Annotated in this window: 15 protein-coding genes; 5 read left to right on the top strand and 10 right to left on the bottom strand. The window is 67.2% G+C overall.

Annotated features, from left to right (window positions below; all coding sequences use genetic code 11):
• Positions 1-75: 75 nt before the first annotated feature.
• The 4 genes from A6B37_RS25050 to panD form a co-directional block, all read right to left on the bottom strand.
• Positions 76-1,416 (bottom strand): extracellular solute-binding protein, encoded by a 1,341-nt coding sequence (locus tag A6B37_RS25050; RefSeq protein WP_111827230.1) that lies wholly within the window; start codon positions 1,414-1,416, stop codon positions 76-78.
• Positions 1,417-1,420: 4 nt separating this feature from the next.
• Positions 1,421-2,677, bottom strand: a complete 1,257-nt coding sequence (locus A6B37_RS25045) for a D-amino acid dehydrogenase (protein ID WP_102771749.1) — start codon at positions 2,675-2,677, stop codon at positions 1,421-1,423.
• Between the two features lie 181 nt (positions 2,678-2,858).
• Positions 2,859-3,905: a CDP-6-deoxy-delta-3,4-glucoseen reductase gene (locus A6B37_RS25040; protein WP_111827229.1), complete on the bottom strand. Its 1,047-nt coding sequence runs from the start codon at positions 3,903-3,905 to the stop codon at positions 2,859-2,861.
• A 64-nt stretch (positions 3,906-3,969) separates the two neighbouring features.
• Positions 3,970-4,338, bottom strand: a complete 369-nt coding sequence (gene panD / locus A6B37_RS25035; RefSeq protein ID WP_043541431.1) for an aspartate 1-decarboxylase — start codon at positions 4,336-4,338, stop codon at positions 3,970-3,972.
• 188 nt (positions 4,339-4,526) lie between these two features.
• Here panD and sugE point away from each other — a divergent pair, with 188 nt between their 5' ends.
• Positions 4,527-4,844 (top strand): quaternary ammonium compound efflux SMR transporter SugE, encoded by a 318-nt coding sequence (sugE, locus tag A6B37_RS25030; protein WP_102771751.1) that lies wholly within the window; start codon positions 4,527-4,529, stop codon positions 4,842-4,844.
• 16 nt (positions 4,845-4,860) lie between these two features.
• Here sugE and A6B37_RS25025 read toward each other — a convergent pair whose 3' ends face one another.
• From A6B37_RS25025 to A6B37_RS25000, 6 genes are all read right to left on the bottom strand, one after another.
• Positions 4,861-5,730 (bottom strand): MOSC N-terminal beta barrel domain-containing protein, encoded by an 870-nt coding sequence (locus tag A6B37_RS25025; RefSeq protein WP_111827228.1) that lies wholly within the window; start codon positions 5,728-5,730, stop codon positions 4,861-4,863.
• Positions 5,731-5,832: 102 nt separating this feature from the next.
• Positions 5,833-6,759 carry an ectoine hydroxylase gene (gene thpD / locus A6B37_RS25020; protein WP_102771753.1) on the bottom strand — a complete coding sequence of 309 codons (927 nt, stop codon included), beginning with the start codon at positions 6,757-6,759 and terminating at the stop codon, positions 5,833-5,835.
• 15 nt (positions 6,760-6,774) lie between these two features.
• Positions 6,775-7,182, bottom strand: a complete 408-nt coding sequence (locus tag A6B37_RS25015; RefSeq protein ID WP_102771754.1) for an ectoine synthase — start codon at positions 7,180-7,182, stop codon at positions 6,775-6,777.
• The gene (ectB, locus tag A6B37_RS25010; RefSeq protein ID WP_102771755.1) at positions 7,179-8,486 is read right to left on the bottom strand and encodes a diaminobutyrate--2-oxoglutarate transaminase; all 1,308 of its coding nucleotides are present in this window, start codon (positions 8,484-8,486) and stop codon (positions 7,179-7,181) included. Before ectB ends, A6B37_RS25015 begins: the two co-directional genes overlap by 4 nt.
• 122 nt (positions 8,487-8,608) lie before the next feature.
• A complete protein-coding gene (gene ectA, locus A6B37_RS25005) occupies positions 8,609-9,169 on the bottom strand; it encodes a diaminobutyrate acetyltransferase (protein WP_102771756.1) in 561 nt (186 codons plus the stop codon).
• Positions 9,166-9,714 carry a MarR family transcriptional regulator gene (locus A6B37_RS25000; RefSeq protein WP_102771757.1) on the bottom strand — a complete coding sequence of 183 codons (549 nt, stop codon included), beginning with the start codon at positions 9,712-9,714 and terminating at the stop codon, positions 9,166-9,168. The genes ectA and A6B37_RS25000 overlap by 4 nt, the downstream gene beginning before the upstream one ends.
• A gap of 260 nt (positions 9,715-9,974) precedes the next feature.
• On the opposite strand from A6B37_RS25000, the gene A6B37_RS24995 reads away from it, so the two are divergent.
• The 4 genes from A6B37_RS24995 to A6B37_RS24980 form a co-directional block, all read left to right on the top strand.
• Positions 9,975-10,907, top strand: a complete 933-nt coding sequence (locus A6B37_RS24995; protein WP_111827227.1) for a MurR/RpiR family transcriptional regulator — start codon at positions 9,975-9,977, stop codon at positions 10,905-10,907.
• 46 nt (positions 10,908-10,953) lie between these two features.
• Positions 10,954-12,291, top strand: coding sequence for an aspartate aminotransferase family protein (locus tag A6B37_RS24990; protein WP_102771759.1), 1,338 nt, complete (start codon positions 10,954-10,956; stop codon positions 12,289-12,291).
• Between the two features lie 128 nt (positions 12,292-12,419).
• Positions 12,420-13,424: a TAXI family TRAP transporter solute-binding subunit gene (locus A6B37_RS24985; protein WP_111827226.1), complete on the top strand. Its 1,005-nt coding sequence runs from the start codon at positions 12,420-12,422 to the stop codon at positions 13,422-13,424.
• 131 nt (positions 13,425-13,555) lie between these two features.
• A partial coding sequence (locus tag A6B37_RS24980; protein WP_111827282.1) for a TRAP transporter fused permease subunit occupies positions 13,556-15,996 on the top strand: 2,441 nt, incomplete at its 3' end.

Raw genomic sequence — 15,996 nt, 5'->3', positions numbered from 1 at the left:
AGGATCAAGCGGCGCGCGGGCGCATAAAAAAACCCGGCCAGTACGACTGGCCGGGCTGGCTGCGCGCAAACGCGGTCAGCGTTGCGCGGCGATGCTGCGCGCCTGGTTGGCGGCGTTGTTCAGGGCCGCGACCGGCGGCACCTTGCCTTCAAAGGCTTCATTGAGCTGGGTGTTGAAAACCGGCTCGATGCGTTCGTAGTTGGCCATGCGGAAACCGCGGCTGTTGGTGGTGGGCTGGCTGCTCATGGAGGCGATCAGCGCCTGCACGCCGGGGATGCGCTCGTAGAACGAGACGTCGGATGCGCGGAAGGCGGCTTCGGTCAGCGGCAGATAGCCGGTGCGCTGGTGCCACTGCGCCGCGATCACGGGCTTGGACAGCCAGGCCAGGAACTGGGCGGTGGCTTTTTCCTCGGCCTTGGGATGGCCGTCGAGCGCCCACAGCGCCGAGCCGCTCACGAACGGCTTGCCGCCGTCCTTGGTGACCTGATCGTAGTAAGGCAGCGGCGCCACGCCGAAGGACAGCGACTTGGTGTTGACGAACTGGCCGAAGGCGCCGCTGTTGGAGGTCAGCACCGCGCATTCGCCCTTGGCGAACAGCTTGTCGCTGGCATTGTCGCCGGAGTGCGCCACGAACAGCAGCGAACGCTTCCAGCTCACCATCAGCGAGATGTGGCGCATGTAGAGCGTGTCGAACTGCATGGCCGGCGCGGCGGCCTTCTTGCTAACGGCGCCCAGGCCGTTGTTGTTGCTGGTGAACGGCTGGTTGTTGACCGGGGCCAGGTTCTCCAGGTGGACCGTGACCTGTTCGCTGGTGGCATAGGGACAGTCGAAATTGGCCACGTCGCGCAGCTTGAGCAGTTCGCCCTGCAGCGTGGTCCAGGTGCGGGCCGGCTTGTTGGGGTCCAGCCCGGCCTTCTTGTAGGCGGCGGTGTTGTAGAACATCACCGGCACTTCGGCCATCCAGGGGAAGGCCAGCAGGCGGCCCTTGCTGTCGCGGGTGAAGCTGCTGGTGGCCGGCACGAACCAGTTGAGGTCCTTGATCGGATACTTGGCCAGCAGTTCGTACAGCGGCAGCACGGCCTTGTGCTCGGCCACGACTTCGGGCGAGTGGTTGTCGGTCAGCTGCAGCAGGTTCGGGCCCTTCTTGGCCTTTACCGCGGCCACGGCTTCCTGCTGCAGCGCGGCGGGCGAGGCGAAGCCGCGCAGCGTGACGCGGACCTCATCCTGCTCTTTGTTGTATTGCTTGGCGAGTTTTTCGAACTCGGCCTTGTTTGCGTCGGTCAGGGTGTGCCAGACCTGTATTTCCACCGCCGCGGCGTTTGCCGCTCCGGCCATCGCCATGGCGGCGCCGAACACCCATGCGCGCCGGTTGGCGAACATCGCGCGGGCAATGCCCGCCAGTTGCAGATTCTTCATAGGTTCACAGACCAAGAAAAGGGAATTCCGGTTCCGGCCGCCGCCCGCTGAGCAGGTCGGCCAGAGCCCGGCCCGAGCCAACGCCCATCGTCCAGCCGAGCGTACCGTGCCCCGTATTGATATACAGGTTGGGGATACGGCTGCGGCCTATGATGGGCACGTTCGAGGGAGTGGACGGGCGCAGGCCCGACCAGTAGCTGACGCGCTCGAAATCGAGCGCGTCGGGAAACAGTTCGCGCGCCAGCCGCGTCATGGCTTCGCAGCGGCCGGTGTTCAGGCCGCGCGAATAGCCCGACAGTTCGGCGGTGCCCGCCATGCGCAGGCGGTCGCCCAGGCGCGAGAAAACGACTTTGTGGCTGCTGTCGGTCAGGCTGACCATGGGCGCGGCTTCGGGCTTGATCACCGGGAAGGTGGCCGAATAGCCCTTGGCCGGGTAGACGTTGCAGGGGATGCCCAGCGGGCGCAGCAAAGAGGGGCTGAAGCTGCCCATGGCCACGACGTAGGCGTCGGCCGCCAGGGTGCCGTAGCGGCCGTCGGGGCCGATGATCTCGACGCCCTGGGCGGTGCCGCCGGTGGTCAGCAGGCGCGTCGCGCGGGTGCTGTAGCGGAACTCGACGCCGGCGCGCGCGCAGCGTTCGGCCAGGGCCACGGTGAACAGGTGCACGTCGCCGCTTTCGTCCTCGGGCGTGTAGTCGCCGCCGACGATGGTCTGGCGGTGCGGCGCCAGGGCCGGCTCGATGGCGATGACCTCGTCGGCCGAGATGACGCGGCGCTCCACGCCGAAGTCGCGCATCAGGCCGGCGGCGCGCTGGGAGCTTTCGAATTCGTGCTGGTCGCGGTAGAAATTCAGGATGCCGCGTTCGAGGTGGTCGTACTGGATGCCGAGTTCGGCGCGCATGGCGCGCAGCGTGGCGCGGCTGTATTCGGCCATGCGGACCATGGCGCGGATATTGGGCGCCAGGCGCCCGGGCAGGCATTCGCGCAGGAACGCCAGGCCCCACATCCATTGCCGCCAGTCGAGCTGCGGGCGGAACAGCAGCGGCGCGTTGTCCTGGAACATCCATTTGAGCAGCTTGAGCGGCGCCTGCGGATTGGCCCAGGGTTCGGCGTACGAGACCGAGATCTGCGCGCCGTTGGCCAGGCTGGTTTCCTGGGCGGGCCCGGTGCAGCGGTCGATGACCACGACATCATGGCCGGCCTGGTTCAGCCACCAGGCGCTGGAGATTCCGATGATGCCGCCACCCAATACCGCTACTTTCATGCCCGCATTGCTCCTTGCGTGCCAGCTCGGCCCGCGGACCCGATGTCCGCAATCCCTGGCAAGCTGCTGCCACGGCAGTTTACCTTGCTGTTTTGCCCTCGCCTACGGAATAAAAAGGGGCGGAAGTCACAAACCATTCCAGGCCTGTGCGTTCCGCCCCTTTCCATTAATGCCCTGTTACTCAGGAAGCGGCTTTCGCCAGGTCGGCTTCGGACGTGAAGGCGTCGGCGTAGAACTCCTCCGGCGGCAGTCCGTTCTGGGCGCTGAACTCGCGCCGGGCCGCGTCCACCATCAGCGGCGTGCCGCAGGCGTACACCTGGTGGCCCGACAGGTCGGGGATGTCGTGCATGACGGCTTCGTGGACAAAGCCGGTGCGCCCGCCCCACTCGTCTTCCTGCAGCGCGTTGGAGACCACCGGCACGTAACGGAAGTCGGGCAGCTGCCCCGCCCACGATTGCGCCAGCTCGTGCATGTACAGGTCGCGCGGACGGCGTCCGCCCCAGTACAGCGCCACCGGGCGGCGGATGTTCTCGTGGATCATGTGCTCGACGATGGCCTTGACCGGAGCGAACCCGGTGCCGCTGGCCAGCAGCACGACAGGCTTGTCGCTGTCTTCGCGCAGGAAGAAGGAGCCGAACGGCCCCTCCAGGCGCAGGATCTCGCGCTCTTTCATCTGGGTTTCGCCCGCGCCGAACACGTGGTCGGTGAAGACGCCGCCGGGCATGTGGCGGATGTGCAGCTCCAGCGGGCTGCCGGTGTGCGGCGCGCCGGCCATGGAATAGCTGCGGCGGCGGCCGTCCTTGAGGATGACCTCGATGTACTGCCCGGCGTAATAGCGGAACTGTTCCGAGGCCGGCAGCTGCAGCCTGATCACCGTGACGTCCGGCGCCACGCGCTCCAGCGCCTGCACGCGCGAGGGCAGCTTGCGGATCTGGATGTCGCTGGCCAGCCGGACTTCGGTGGACTCGACCACCATATCGGAGGCGGGCCGGGCCTGGCAGAACAGCGTGTAGCCGTTGGCCAGTTCCTCGGGCGAGAGGATCTGCGCCGGATACTGACCGGCATCGAACTCCCCGGAAACCACGCGGCCCTTGCAGGTGGAGCAGGCGCCGTTGCGGCAGCTGTAGGGCAGGACGATGCCCGCGGCCAGGGCGGCGTCGAGCACGGTCTGGCCGGGCTCGACCGGAAATTGATGCTGGCTGGGTTGGATGATGACCTGGAAGCTCATGATGAAACGGTTCAGGGTTGGCGCGGCGCCGCCCCTCGGGGCGGGCGCCGCGGGCGGCCCGGCGTCAGGCCGGGAACTTGCGGATTTCCTTGACGCGGTTGGCGTCGTCCACCAGCACGACCTGCGGCTTGTGCACGGCCGAATCGGCCTCGGACATCGGGCCGTAGGTGCAGATGATCAGCAGGTCGCCGACCTGGGCGCGGCGCGCGGCCGCGCCGTTCAGCGAGATGGCGCCGCTGCCGCGGGCCGCCTTGATGATGTAGGTGTCGAAGCGTTCGCCGTTGGTGACGTTATAGAGTTCGATGCGTTCGAACTCGCGCATGCCGGCAGCGTCCAGCAGGTCTTCGTCGATGCCGCACGAGCCTTCGTAGTGAAGGTCGGCTTCAGTGACGGTGACGCGGTGCAGCTTTGCCCGCAGCATGATGCGTTGCATGATGGAAATATCCTGGTTTCGCGCCCGGAACGCGAGGTGTTGCAAGAGTGATGCCCGGCATCCGGTTTTGCCGCTGCAAGCCGGTATTCTATAATTTTTGCCGCAGCGGGACGGCCCGCTGCCGCGTGCGGCCGCACAGGGCCGGCGCGCCCTTCTTCCGGGGACGGCCCCTGCAATCGGAGTCGTACATGACCTGGATCATCCTGGTGCTTGCAGGCCTTTTTGAAATCGTCTGGGCCGTGGGCCTGAAGTACACCCACGGGTTCACCCGTCTGTGGCCGTCGCTGCTTACCGTAGGCGGCATGATCATCAGCTTCTGGCTGCTGGCCGTGGCCATGAAGACGCTGCCGCTGGGCACCGCCTACGCGGTCTGGGTGGGCATCGGCACGATAGGCGCCTTCGTGGCCGGCATCGTGCTGTTCGGCGAATCCACCAGCTGGATGCGCATCGCCAGCGTGATCTTCATCGTGCTCGGCCTGGTGGGGCTGAAGCTGTCCTCGGCCTGAGGCCCGGCGCGGCGGCTCAGAAATCCAGTTCGATCTCCACGCCGTCGCCCACTTTCAGGCGCGCCCCCGCGGGCGCGTCGACGATGGCGTTCTGACCGAACACCACGCCCAGATCCAGATTGCGGTAGGCCGACAGCGTGCGGCCCGGCTCTTCGTTGCGCTGGGCGGTGCGCTGGTCGATGTCGGGAATGGAGCAGCGCGTGCAGGGCTTGACGAACGCCATCTTCACGCCGGCCGTCTCGATCATGGCGGTATGGTCTTCCTCGTAGGCCTCCCATTCCCCCTGCACGACGATATTGGGCCGGAAGCGGTCCATCGGCACCGCGGCCGCGCCCTTGGCCTGCAGGCGGGCGTTGAGGTCGTCCAGCGAGGCCTGGTTGGCCACCAGCAGCGGAAAGCCGTCGGCAAAGCCGAAATAGTGATCGCCTGCGAAGCTGTCGGCCAGTTCGGGATGGGCCTCGAGCCAGCGCCCCACCCAATCCAGCTTGGCCGGCCGGCTGGCGGCCGTGTCGACCTTGTACAGGCGGCAAGGCGTATCGAGGAATTCGGAGAACCAGCGCGCGGCCTCCTCGCTTTCGCGGCGGGCCGCGATCGTGTCCTTCCAGACGCCGACCTGTTCCACCTCGAACGCCAGGCCCGAACCGTCCAGCGGCACGTCCAGGTCCGGCATACCGGGCGCGGACAGGCGCAACGCGCCGGCCGTGAGCGCCGGGCGGATCAGGGCCATGGCCGGCCACTGGCGCTGGGTCATGAAGCCGTCCGCGCCGATCAGCATCCAGCGGCGGTCCCACGCCAGGCCGGCGCGGTCGATGGGGGATTCGTTCAGATCGATGCCCGCGCAGGATTTGAGCGGGTAGATGTGCAGGCTGAGGATGCGGGCGGACATGGCGTACCGGATTCCTGGGTGGCGGAATGCGCCAGAATAGCAAAAAGCGGCGCGCCAAAAACAATAGCCCGGGACGGGCCCGGGCTATTGCGTGGCGGCGGCTCAGCCGCCGACCAGTTTCAGGGTGTCCAGCGGAGTGACCGCCTTGAACGCCTTGCGCGTCGCGATGTGCTCGGGACGCGGCGTGAGCCCGTACTTGGGCGGATTCAAGGTGTTCTCCATGCTGTTGTAGACGGTGAACACGTTGGCGCGCGGCCACGGCGAGATGTTGCTGTTCGAGCCGTGCATCGTGTTGCAGTCGAAGAACACCACCGAGCCGGCCTTGGCCGTCATGGTGCGGATGCCGCCCTGCTCCACCAGCAGCTGCAGGCTGACCGGGTCCGGCACGCCGTATTCCTGTTTCTTCAGCGACTGCTTGTAGTGCTCGTTGGGCGTCTCGCCCACGCACGAGATGAACTGGCGGTGCGAGCCGGGCACCAGCATCAGCGGGCCGTTGCACTCGTTGTTGTCGGTCAGCAGCACCGAGCAGCTCAGCGCGCGCATGGCCGGCATGCCGTCTTCGACGTGCCAGGTTTCAAAGTCGGAGTGCCAGTAGAACTCCTTGCCCTTGAAGCCCGGCTTCATGTTGGCGCGGGACTGGTGGATGTAGACCTCGGAGCCGAGGATCTGGCGCGCCACGTTGACCAGCCGCGGATCGCGCATCAGGCGCGCCAGCACGGGGTTGAGCACGTGCACCATGAAGATGGAGCGCACCGCGTTGCTGCCCGGCTCGGTGATGGACTCTTCGCGGCGGATGATCGAGGGATCGCGCGTCATGCGCTCGACCTCGGACGACAGCGCCCGGACCTCGTCGTCCGAGAACAGGTTTTCCAGCAGCAGGAAGCCGTCGCGCTCGTAAGCGCCGATCTGCTCGGCGTCGAGGGCGTTGGCGTACTGGCCGTTCTCGTAGACCACCGGGTCCTGGCGGGCGATGATGGCGGAACTTCGATCCGTACGCGAGGCGTACGGATCCTGTGCAGGTGAGATCATGCAAACCTCCTTGTATCAGGCCGCGGCCTGGGCCTCGGCCTCGGGCAGTGCGTAGACGCCTTCCTTGTCATGCACTTCCTGGCCGGTCAGCGGCGGATTGAAGACGCAGATGACGCGCAGCGGCTCCTTGCCGCCGCACAGCCAGTGCTCGTCGTGTTCGTTCAGGGCGTAGACCACGCCGGGGCCAAGGTCGTACTTCTTGCCGTCGGCAATGGTTTCGATGGAGCCGTCACCCTCGATGCACCACACCGCTTCAAGATGGTTCTTGTAGTGAATGTGGGTGCGCCCGCCCGGGAAGATGGTGGTTTCATGGAAGGAAAACCCCATCCCGTCCTTCTTCAGCAGCACGCGGCGGCTGACCCAGGTGTCGGTGCGGACTTCGTCGGCGGTGCCGATCACATCTTTGACATTGCGTACGATCATTGACGTTTTCCTCCAAATTTCAGAATGCGGGCGGACTGCCCTTCTTCGGCGAGCGCTTCGGCGACGCTGGCCTCGATGACTTCCAGGCCCTTGCCGAGCAGCTCTTCCTCGATCGTGAGCGCGGGCAGCAGCTTGAGCACTTCGTCCTGCGCCCCCGAGGTCTCGATCACGACGCCCTTCTTGAAGGCGTTCTGCGCGATGCGGTTGGCCAGCGCGGGCGTGGCGTTGCACACCAGCCCCTGGATCAGGCCGCGGCCGCGCACCGACAGGCCGGCGTTGGGATAGCTGTGCACCAGGTTCTCCAGCCAGTCGCGGACCTGGCGTTCCTTGCGCTGGATCTCGGCGGCGAAGGCGCTGTTGGTCCAGTAGGTCTCCAGCGCCTGCGTCGCGGTGACGAAGGCCAGGTTGTTGCCGCGGAAGGTGCCGCTGTGGGCGCCCGGTTTCCAGACGTCCAGCTCGGGCTTCATCAGCACCAGCGACATCGGCAGGCCGAAGCCGGACAGCGACTTCGACAGGGTGATGATGTCGGGGCGGATGCCCGCGGCCTCGAAGCTGAAGAACGTGCCGGTACGGCCGCAGCCGACCTGGATGTCGTCCACGATGAGCAGCATGTCGTGGCGCTGGCACAGCTTTTCCAGTTCCTTCAGCCAGCGCAGCGTGGCGACGTTGACGCCGCCTTCGCCCTGCACCGTTTCCACGATGACGGCGGCCGGCTTGTCCATGCCGCTGCTGGGGTCCTCGAGCATGCGCTCCAGGTAGGCCATGGTGTCCACGTCCGGACCGAAGTATCCGTCGTAGGGCATGAACGAGGTATTGCCCAGCGCGTAGCCGGAGGCTTCACGGAACTTCATGTTGGCGGTGACCGCCAGCGAGCCGCCGCTCACGCCGTGAAAGCCGTGCGTGAACGAGATGACGTTGGAGCGGCCCTTGACCTGGCGCGCGATCTTCAGCGCGGCCTCGACCGCGTTGGTGCCGGTGGGACCGGTGAACTGCAAGGTGTAGCGCCAGTTGCGCGGCTTGAGCAGCACGCGATCCACCGTCTCCAGGAAACGCTTCTTCGCGCTGGTGGCCATGTCCAGGCCGTGGACGACACCGTCCGACTGCACATACTCCAGCAGCTTTTCCTTGAGAACAGGATTGTTGTGGCCGTAGTTCAGGGTGCCGGCGCCACTGAAGAAGTCGATGTACTCGGTGCCTTCCTCATCGATCAGCGTCGAACCCCTGGCCTGATTGAAGATCACGGGGAACGACCGGATGTAGCCCCGCACCTCCGACTCCATCCGGTCAAAGATTTTCAAGTCCATATGATTAATCCTCCCTTCATCTCATAAGTTGACAGACGGCCAGCGCCCTCCGGGGGCGTATTCGCGCCCGGATCGGCCAACCATCCCGGTAGTCGATAAGCCCGCTGGGCTTGCGCCGCCCGCTAGGGCGCCGGCAAGGCGAACGGACCTATCCTCAACAACATCTCGTCGTCGTGGTCCGCGCCGCCGAACAGTTGCCGGTCGAAGAACGGCTGTTCGGAGACGTGGGCGCCGAGTTCGCCGGCCAGGCCGGCGAAACTGCGGCGCGATGCCTGGTTGTCAGGCCCCACCGTGGTTTCGAGATAGCGGACATGCTCGAGACCCTTGCGCCGCAAGAGCTCGCGTAGCATGGCGCGGCCCAACCGATGGCCGCGTGCGCGGGTGTGCACCGCGACCTGCCAGACGAACAGGACGTCGGGCCGGGTCGGGATCACGTAAGCGGAGATAAAACCGTCGATACGTCCGCCGGAGCTTTCGGCCAGGACGCAGGTGTCGCGGAAATGCTCGGCCAGGAGCAGATACGCATAGAGGGAATTCAGATCGAGTGGCGGGCACTCGGCAATGAGGCGGTGGATGGCGGCGCCGTCTTTGCGGTCGGGCAGACGCATGGTGTGAGTCTGCTCGCTGACCGCCGGCGCCACGGCACTTGAGAGGGTAGTGTGATCCAGTTCGTTTTTCTTCATGCGACGATTCCCGATTCTGGGGGTGCCCCGCCCGTAGGCACTTCAAGGATGGGCGACGACACATCGCCATGCGTGTCGACGGCGGCCTGGCCATCCTGCTCCATGAGCGCCACGATGCGCTCCAGGGACAGCGTGATGGTGGCCTGTTCCAGTTCCGGCAACGCGTTGAGCGCGTCGGCCAGGTGTTTCTGCAGCGGCGAAGGCGCGCCCTGCGCCAGTTCGCGGCCGGCCTGGGTGGCCGTGACGAACACGATGCGGCGATCTTCGCGGCCGCGTTCGCGGCGGATCAGGCCCTTGTCTTCCAGGCGGTCGAGAATGCCCACCACCGTGCTGGGGCTGACGTGCATCTCGCGACTGATGGCGGTGGCCGTCATCGGGCCGTTGCCGATCACGGTGCGCAGACACATGAGCTGCGGCGCAGTGATGTGACTGACGGCGGAAAGCTGGCGCGAATGCAGCGCAATCGAACGCGTGATGCGGCGCAAGGCCCGCAAAATGCGCAGGTCGTACTGCTGTGAGGGATCGGATTTCGCTGCGTCAGTCATGGAAAGAGGGGTTGGGTGAAAATTCATTTCTATACGAATGATATGCGCACGATCTATTCGAGTCAAACAAAAATACCCCGGCACGATGTAATTAAATGAATACGAATTTGCGGCGGATCGCAGCAGGATTGCGGGACTTGCGCACCGGGCGGGGCAAGCCCGGCTGTCCCTCGGCGGGCTAGGCGGAAACCCCTAGAGAAACATATGTTTTTTTATTGAACAGAGATTTATCATGTGTTTTTTCCCATTCGTTACCTGTCATGTCGCTGCCCTCGGATCTGCTCTCCACCCTCCAGGAAAAACTGGAGCACCTGCCGCCCGAGCTGCAACGGGCGGCGCGCTGGGTCGCGGCGCATCCGGCCGAAGTGGGCATGTGGTCGATGCGGCGCCAGGCCCAGGCCCTGGGCGTGGCCCCCGCCACCATGCTGCGGCTGGCGCGCGCGCTGGGGTTCGACAGCTATGAGGTGTTCCGCCAGCCCTTCCAGCGGGCGCTGGCCGCGGCCAACCAGCCCGGGCTGCGCGAGCGCGCCGCCGCCTTGCAGGCCGCCGCCGGCGAGCCCGCGCCGGGCGGGCACGACGTACTGACCGAATACCAGATCCAGGCCGTGGGCTCGGTGTGCGCGCTGAATCCACCGGCCGCCTTCGACGCCGCGGTGCAGACGCTGCTGGAAGCCGGCCAGGTCGGCTTCCTGGGCACGCGCTCGGCCTTCGGCATCGCCTTCCAGATGCGTTATGCGTATCAGCTCGTGCGCCGCAACAGCGTGCTGATCGACGGGCTGGGCGGCGCGCCCGCCGAACAGGCCGACAATCTCGGCCCCGGCGACGCGCTGATCGTGATTTCCCAGGCGCCCTATCCCACCGCCACCGTGCAGCTGGCGCGCCAGACGGCGCAGCGCGGCGTGGCGCTGATCGCGCTGACCGACGACCCGCTGTCGCCGCTGGCCGTGGAGGCGCGCCATACGCTGCGCTTCGCCCCGCCCGACCGCGCCGGCGTGCAGGCCCGCCCCGCGCGCCAGGGCCCCGGTTCTTTCTTCCACACCACCTCCGGCCTGCTGGGCCTGGCCGAGCACCTGATCGCGCGCCTGACCGCGCGCGGCGGCGACGCGGTGCTGAGCCGCCTGACCGAAGTGGAACAACGCCTGCTCAACGACAACATCTACTGGAACGGCGGCCAGCCCCGCCGTCCGGCCTGACCTCCCGCTGGATGCGCCTTCAACCCCTGTATTGCGGAATCGCCCCATGAACCAAACCCATGTCCTGCATCGTTCCCTGCGCCAGACGCCGCCGGTCGCCGTACGCGGCCAGGGCGTCTGGGTCTATGACAGCGCCGGCCACGCCTATCTCGACGGATCGGGCGGCGCCGCCGTTTCCTGCCTGGGCCACAACCACCCCGACATCCAGGCCGCCATGCACGCGCAGATCGACGCGCTGGCCTATGCGCACACCAGCTTCTTCACCACCGAAGTGGCCGAGCGCCTGGCCGACCGGCTGGTGGCCGACGCGCCGGCCGGCATCTCGCACGCCTATTTCGTGTCGGGCGGCTCGGAGGCGGTCGAGGCCGCGCTGAAGATGGCGCGCCAGTATTTCGTGGAAATCGGCCAGCCCGAGCGCCGCCACATCGTGGCGCGGCGCCAGAGCTACCACGGCAACACGCTGGGCGCGCTGGCCGTGGGCGGCAACGCCTGGCGCCGCGCGCAATTCGCGCCGCTGCTGATCGAGGTGGAGCACGTCTCGCCCTGCTACGCCTACCGCGACCAGCGCGAAGGCGAAAGCGCCGAACAGTACGGCGAACGCCTGGCCGCCGAGCTGGAACAGGCTTTCGAGCGGCTGGGCCCGGGCAGCGTGATGGCGTTCGTGGCCGAGCCCGTGGTCGGCGCCACCGCCGGCGCGGTGACGGCCGTGCCCGGCTACTTCCGCCGCGTGCGCGAGGTATGCGACCGCCACGGCGTGCTGCTGATCGCCGACGAGGTGATGTGCGGCATGGGCCGCACCGGCACGCTGTACGCGGTGGAGCAGGAAGGCGTGACGCCCGACCTGATCACCATCGCCAAGGGCCTGGGCGGCGGCTACCAGCCCATCGGCGCGGTCATGGCGCAGCAGCGCATCGTCGACGCCATGCAGCAGGGCAGCGGCTTTTTCCAGCACGGCCACACCTATCTGGGCCACGCGGTGGCCTGCGCCGCCTCGCTGGCGGTGCAGGAAACCATCCGGCGCGACGGCCTGCTGGCGCGCGTGCAGGCGCAGGGCGCCGGCCTGCGCGCCCGCCTCGAACAGGCGCTGGGCGCGCACCCGCACGTCGGCGACATCCGGGGCCGCGGCCTTTTCATGGGCGTCGAACTGGTGCAGGACCGCGCCAGCAAGCAGACCTTCGATCCGGCGCTGGCGCTGCATGCGCGCATCAAGCGCGAAGCCATGGCGCGCGGGCTGATGGTCTACCCGATGGGCGGCACCATCGACGGCCGCCACGGCGACCACGTGCTGCTGGCCCCGCCCTTCATCATCACCGACGACGAACTCGACCAGCTGACCGAACGCCTGGCCGGCGCCATCGACGCCGCCATCGCGCAGGCGCGCTGAACGCGCCTGCGTCCGCCCCCGCAAGGGGCACGTGTAGATAAGCACAGGGCGTTGCGCGGCTCACGGGCAACGCCGACCGCCGGCAAAGACCGGCAATCTCACGGGGAAAAACCCCAAAAGGAGTTTGCATGACCACGTCCGTCAAACACACCTTGGGCCAACGCACCGCCTGGACGCTCGCCGCGTCGGGCCTGGCCACGGCTTTGCTGTCGGCGGCGCCGGCGCCCGCCGCCGCCCAGCAGAAGTTCGTCAGCATCGGCACCGGCGGCGTCACCGGCGTCTATTACGCCGCCGGCGGCGCCATCTGCCGCCTGGTCAACAAGGACCGCGCCACCCACGGCATCCGCTGTTCGGTCGAATCGACCGGCGGCTCGGTCTTCAACGCCAACACCATCAAGGCCGGCGAGCTGGACCTGGGCGTGGTGCAGTCCGACGTCGGCTTCAACGCCTACAAGGGCGAGGGCCAATTCAAGCAGGCCGGTCCCTACACCAAGCTGCGCTCGGTGTTCTCCATCCATCCCGAGCCGTTCACCGTGGTCACGCGCAAGGAAGCCAACATCAAGCGCTTCGAGGACCTGAAGGGCAAGCGCTTCAACGTCGGCAATCCCGGGTCGGGCACGCGGGCCTCGATGGAAGAGCTGCTGGCCACCATGGGCTGGACGCTGAAGGACTTCTCGCTGGCCTCCGAACTGCGCCCCGACGAACACGGCTCGGCGCTGTGCGACGGCAAGATCGACGGCTTTTTCTACGGCGTCGGCCACCCCTCGGCCAATATCCAGGACCCCACCACCAGCTGCGGCGCCAAGCTGGTTTCGCTGACCGGCCCCGCGGTGGACAAGCTGGTCGAAAAGTATCCCTACTACGCCCACGCCACGATTCCGGCCGGGCTCTATCCCAACAACCCCGAAGAGACCAAAACCTACGGCGTCACGGCCACGTTCGTCACCTCGGCCGACGTGCCCGAGGCCACCGTGTACACCGTGGTCAAGGCCGTGTTCGACAACTTCGACGACTTCAAGAAGCTGCACCCGGCCTTCGCCAACCTGAAGGCCGCCGACATGGTGAAGAACGGGCTGTCGGCGCCGCTGCATCCGGGCGCCGAGAAGTACTTCAAGGAAAAGGGCCTGCTCTAAGGCCGCGGGACCGACCGGCCAGCCGGAGCCGCCATGCGCGGCCCGCCGGCTGGCGCCCTCACGCCCCGACGGGCGCAGGGGCCACGCGCGCGCTGCTTGCCGGCGCGCGTCCTGAAACGTAGGGGAATTACATGACAAAAGAGCCGCACACGCCGGCCCCGGACCTGGATCAACTGGTCGCCGACGCCGACCGCGGAGGCCGCAATGCCGGCGGCGTCGCGGGCGCCACGCTGGCTGCCGGCGCGCTGATCTGGTCCGTCTTCCAGCTCTGGTATGCCTCGCCGCTGCCGTTCGCGCTGAACTGGGGCATTTTCAACGACACCGAGGCGCGCGCCCTGCATCTGGGCGTGGCCATGTTCCTGGGCTACCTCGCCTATCCCGCCAGCAAACGCTCGGCGCGCGACCGCATGCCCTGGTACGACTGGGCGCTGGCGCTGATGGCCGGCTTCTGCGGCGCCTATCTGTACATCTTCTATAACGAGCTCGCCGGCCGCCCCGGCCAGCCCACCACCATGGACGTGGCCACGGCCGCCATCGGCCTGGCGCTGCTGCTGGAAGTGACGCGGCGCGCGCTGGGCCTGCCCATGACGGTGCTGGGCCTGGTGTTCGTGGCCTACGCGCTGGCCGGCCCCTGGCTGCCCGACGTGCTGGCGCACCGCGGCGCCTCGCTGGAACGCCTGATGTCGCACATGTGGCTCACCACCGAAGGCGTGTACGGCGTGGCGCTGGGCGTGTCGGTGTCGTACATCTTCATCTTCGTGCTGCTGGGCTCGCTGCTGGACAAGTGCGGCGCCGGCAACTACATGATGCAGGTGTCGTTCGCGCTGCTGGGCCATCTGCGCGGCGGCCCGGCCAAGGTGGCCGTGGTGTCGTCCGCGGTCAACGGACTGGTGTCGGCGTCCTCGGTGGCCAACGTGGTGACCGGCGGCATCTTCACCATTCCGCTGATGAAAAAAGCCGGCTACGGCGGCGTGCGCGCCGGCGCGATCGAGACCGCCTCTTCGGTCAACGGCCAGATCATGCCGCCGGTGATGGGCGCGGCCGCCTTCCTGATGATCGAATACGTGGGCATCCCCTATACCGACATCATCCGCCACGCGATCCTGCCGGCCTCGATCTCGTACATCGCGCTGTTCTACATCGTGCACCTGGAAGCGCTGAAGCTGGGCATCCAGCCCATGATGGCCTCGGGCCCGACCCGCACGCCGCTGCAGAAGCTGGCCGGCTGGGGCATGGGCATCAGCGGCACGCTGGTGGTGATGGGCGCGGTCTACTGGATCGGCACCGGCATCCAGGCGGTGGCCGGCGCGGCCGCCACCTGGGTGCTGCTGGCCATCCTGGCGGCGCTGTACCTGTGGCTGCTGCGCATCGCGGCGCGCCACCCCGACCTGCCGCAGGACATAGACATCAACCATCCGGTGCGCCCCCAGCCCTGGCCCACGGTGCGCGCCGGGCTGTATTTCCTGATCCCCATCGGCATCCTGGTGTGGTGCCTAAGCGTGGAGGAATTCTCGGCCGGCCTGTCCGCGTTCTGGGCGGCCGTGGGGATGCTGTTCCAGATGGTCACGCAGCGTCCGCTGATCGCCTGGTTCCGCAAGCAGCCGACCGGACCGGCCTGGCGCCTGGGCTGGCGCGAGGCCATAGGCGGCCTGGAGGAAGGCGCGCGCAACATGATAGGCATCGCCATCGCCTGCGGCACCGCGGGGCTGATCGTCGGCGCGATCACGCTGACCGGCCTGGGCCTGCGCATGACCGCCTTCGTCGAACTGGTGTCGATGGGCAACGTGCTGCTGATGCTGATCTTCACGGCGGTGGTGTGCCTGATTCTGGGCCTGGGCATGCCCACGACCGCCAACTACATCCTGATGGCCACGCTGATGGCCCCCGTGGTGGTGGAGCTGGGCGCGCAGAACGGGCTGGTGATTCCGCTGATCGCCGTGCACATGTTCGTGTTCTATTACGGCATCATGGCCGACATCACGCCGCCGGTGGGCCTGGCCACTTTCGCGGCCGCCGCGATCTCCGGCGAAGACCCGATCAAGACCGGCATACAGGGCGTCACCTACGCGGCCCGCACGGCCATCCTGCCGTTCATGTTCGTGTTCAACCCCATGCTGCTGCTGATCGACGTCAGCTACGGCTGGGAACTGGCGCTGGTGGTGGCCGGCGCCACCCTGGCCTCGCTGACCTTCGCCGCGGCCACCATGGGGTGGTTCCGCACGCGCTGTACCCGGCTGGAGGTCTGCCTGCTGCTGCTGGTGACCTTCATGCTGTTCCGGCCGGATTGGTTCATGGACCATTTCGCCGCGCGCCACGAAAGCCGTCCGGCCGCCGAAATGCAGGCCATCGCCGCGGCGCTGCCGGACAACGGCCGCCTGACCGTGGTGCTGCGCGGCATCAACCTGGAGGGCGACGAGCTGACCAAGACCGTGGCGGTCGCCCTGCCCGCGCTGGAAGACGCGGGCGCACAGGACGCGGGCCGCAAGCGCCTGGCCGAGGCCGGGGTGACGCTGATGAGCCTGGGCGGCCAGACGCAGATCGGCGGCCTGCGCTTCGGCAGCCGCGCCGAACG

It is taken from the genome of Achromobacter sp. HZ01, assembly GCF_003267925.1.
Taxonomy (GTDB): Bacteria; Pseudomonadota; Gammaproteobacteria; order Burkholderiales; family Burkholderiaceae_B; genus Achromobacter; species Achromobacter pulmonis_A.
The sequence above is the reverse complement of the archived record's forward strand: the minus strand, read 5'-3'. Positions and strand labels throughout refer to the sequence as shown.

What these genes read in the sequence shown, in the direction of transcription:
- A6B37_RS25045 (WP_102771749.1), bottom strand. Translation starts at nt 2,677, where the DNA reads ATGAAAGTAGCGGTATTGGGTGGCGGCATCATCGGAATCTCCAGCGCC.
- A6B37_RS24985 (WP_111827226.1), top strand. Translation starts at nt 12,420, where the DNA reads ATGACCACGTCCGTCAAACACACCTTGGGCCAACGCACCGCCTGGACG.
- A6B37_RS25000 (WP_102771757.1), bottom strand. Translation starts at nt 9,714, where the DNA reads ATGACTGACGCAGCGAAATCCGATCCCTCACAGCAGTACGACCTGCGC.
- A6B37_RS25040 (WP_111827229.1), bottom strand. Translation starts at nt 3,905, where the DNA reads ATGAGCTTCCAGGTCATCATCCAACCCAGCCAGCATCAATTTCCGGTC.
- A6B37_RS25025 (WP_111827228.1), bottom strand. Translation starts at nt 5,730, where the DNA reads ATGTCCGCCCGCATCCTCAGCCTGCACATCTACCCGCTCAAATCCTGC.
- A6B37_RS24995 (WP_111827227.1), top strand. Translation starts at nt 9,975, where the DNA reads ATGTCGCTGCCCTCGGATCTGCTCTCCACCCTCCAGGAAAAACTGGAG.
- A6B37_RS25015 (WP_102771754.1), bottom strand. Translation starts at nt 7,182, where the DNA reads ATGATCGTACGCAATGTCAAAGATGTGATCGGCACCGCCGACGAAGTC.
- A6B37_RS24990 (WP_102771759.1), top strand. Translation starts at nt 10,954, where the DNA reads ATGAACCAAACCCATGTCCTGCATCGTTCCCTGCGCCAGACGCCGCCG.
- thpD (WP_102771753.1), bottom strand. Translation starts at nt 6,759, where the DNA reads ATGATCTCACCTGCACAGGATCCGTACGCCTCGCGTACGGATCGAAGT.
- panD (WP_043541431.1), bottom strand. Translation starts at nt 4,338, where the DNA reads ATGCAACGCATCATGCTGCGGGCAAAGCTGCACCGCGTCACCGTCACT.
- ectB (WP_102771755.1), bottom strand. Translation starts at nt 8,486, where the DNA reads ATGGACTTGAAAATCTTTGACCGGATGGAGTCGGAGGTGCGGGGCTAC.
- sugE (WP_102771751.1), top strand. Translation starts at nt 4,527, where the DNA reads ATGACCTGGATCATCCTGGTGCTTGCAGGCCTTTTTGAAATCGTCTGG.
- ectA (WP_102771756.1), bottom strand. Translation starts at nt 9,169, where the DNA reads ATGAAGAAAAACGAACTGGATCACACTACCCTCTCAAGTGCCGTGGCG.
- A6B37_RS25050 (WP_111827230.1), bottom strand. Translation starts at nt 1,416, where the DNA reads ATGAAGAATCTGCAACTGGCGGGCATTGCCCGCGCGATGTTCGCCAAC.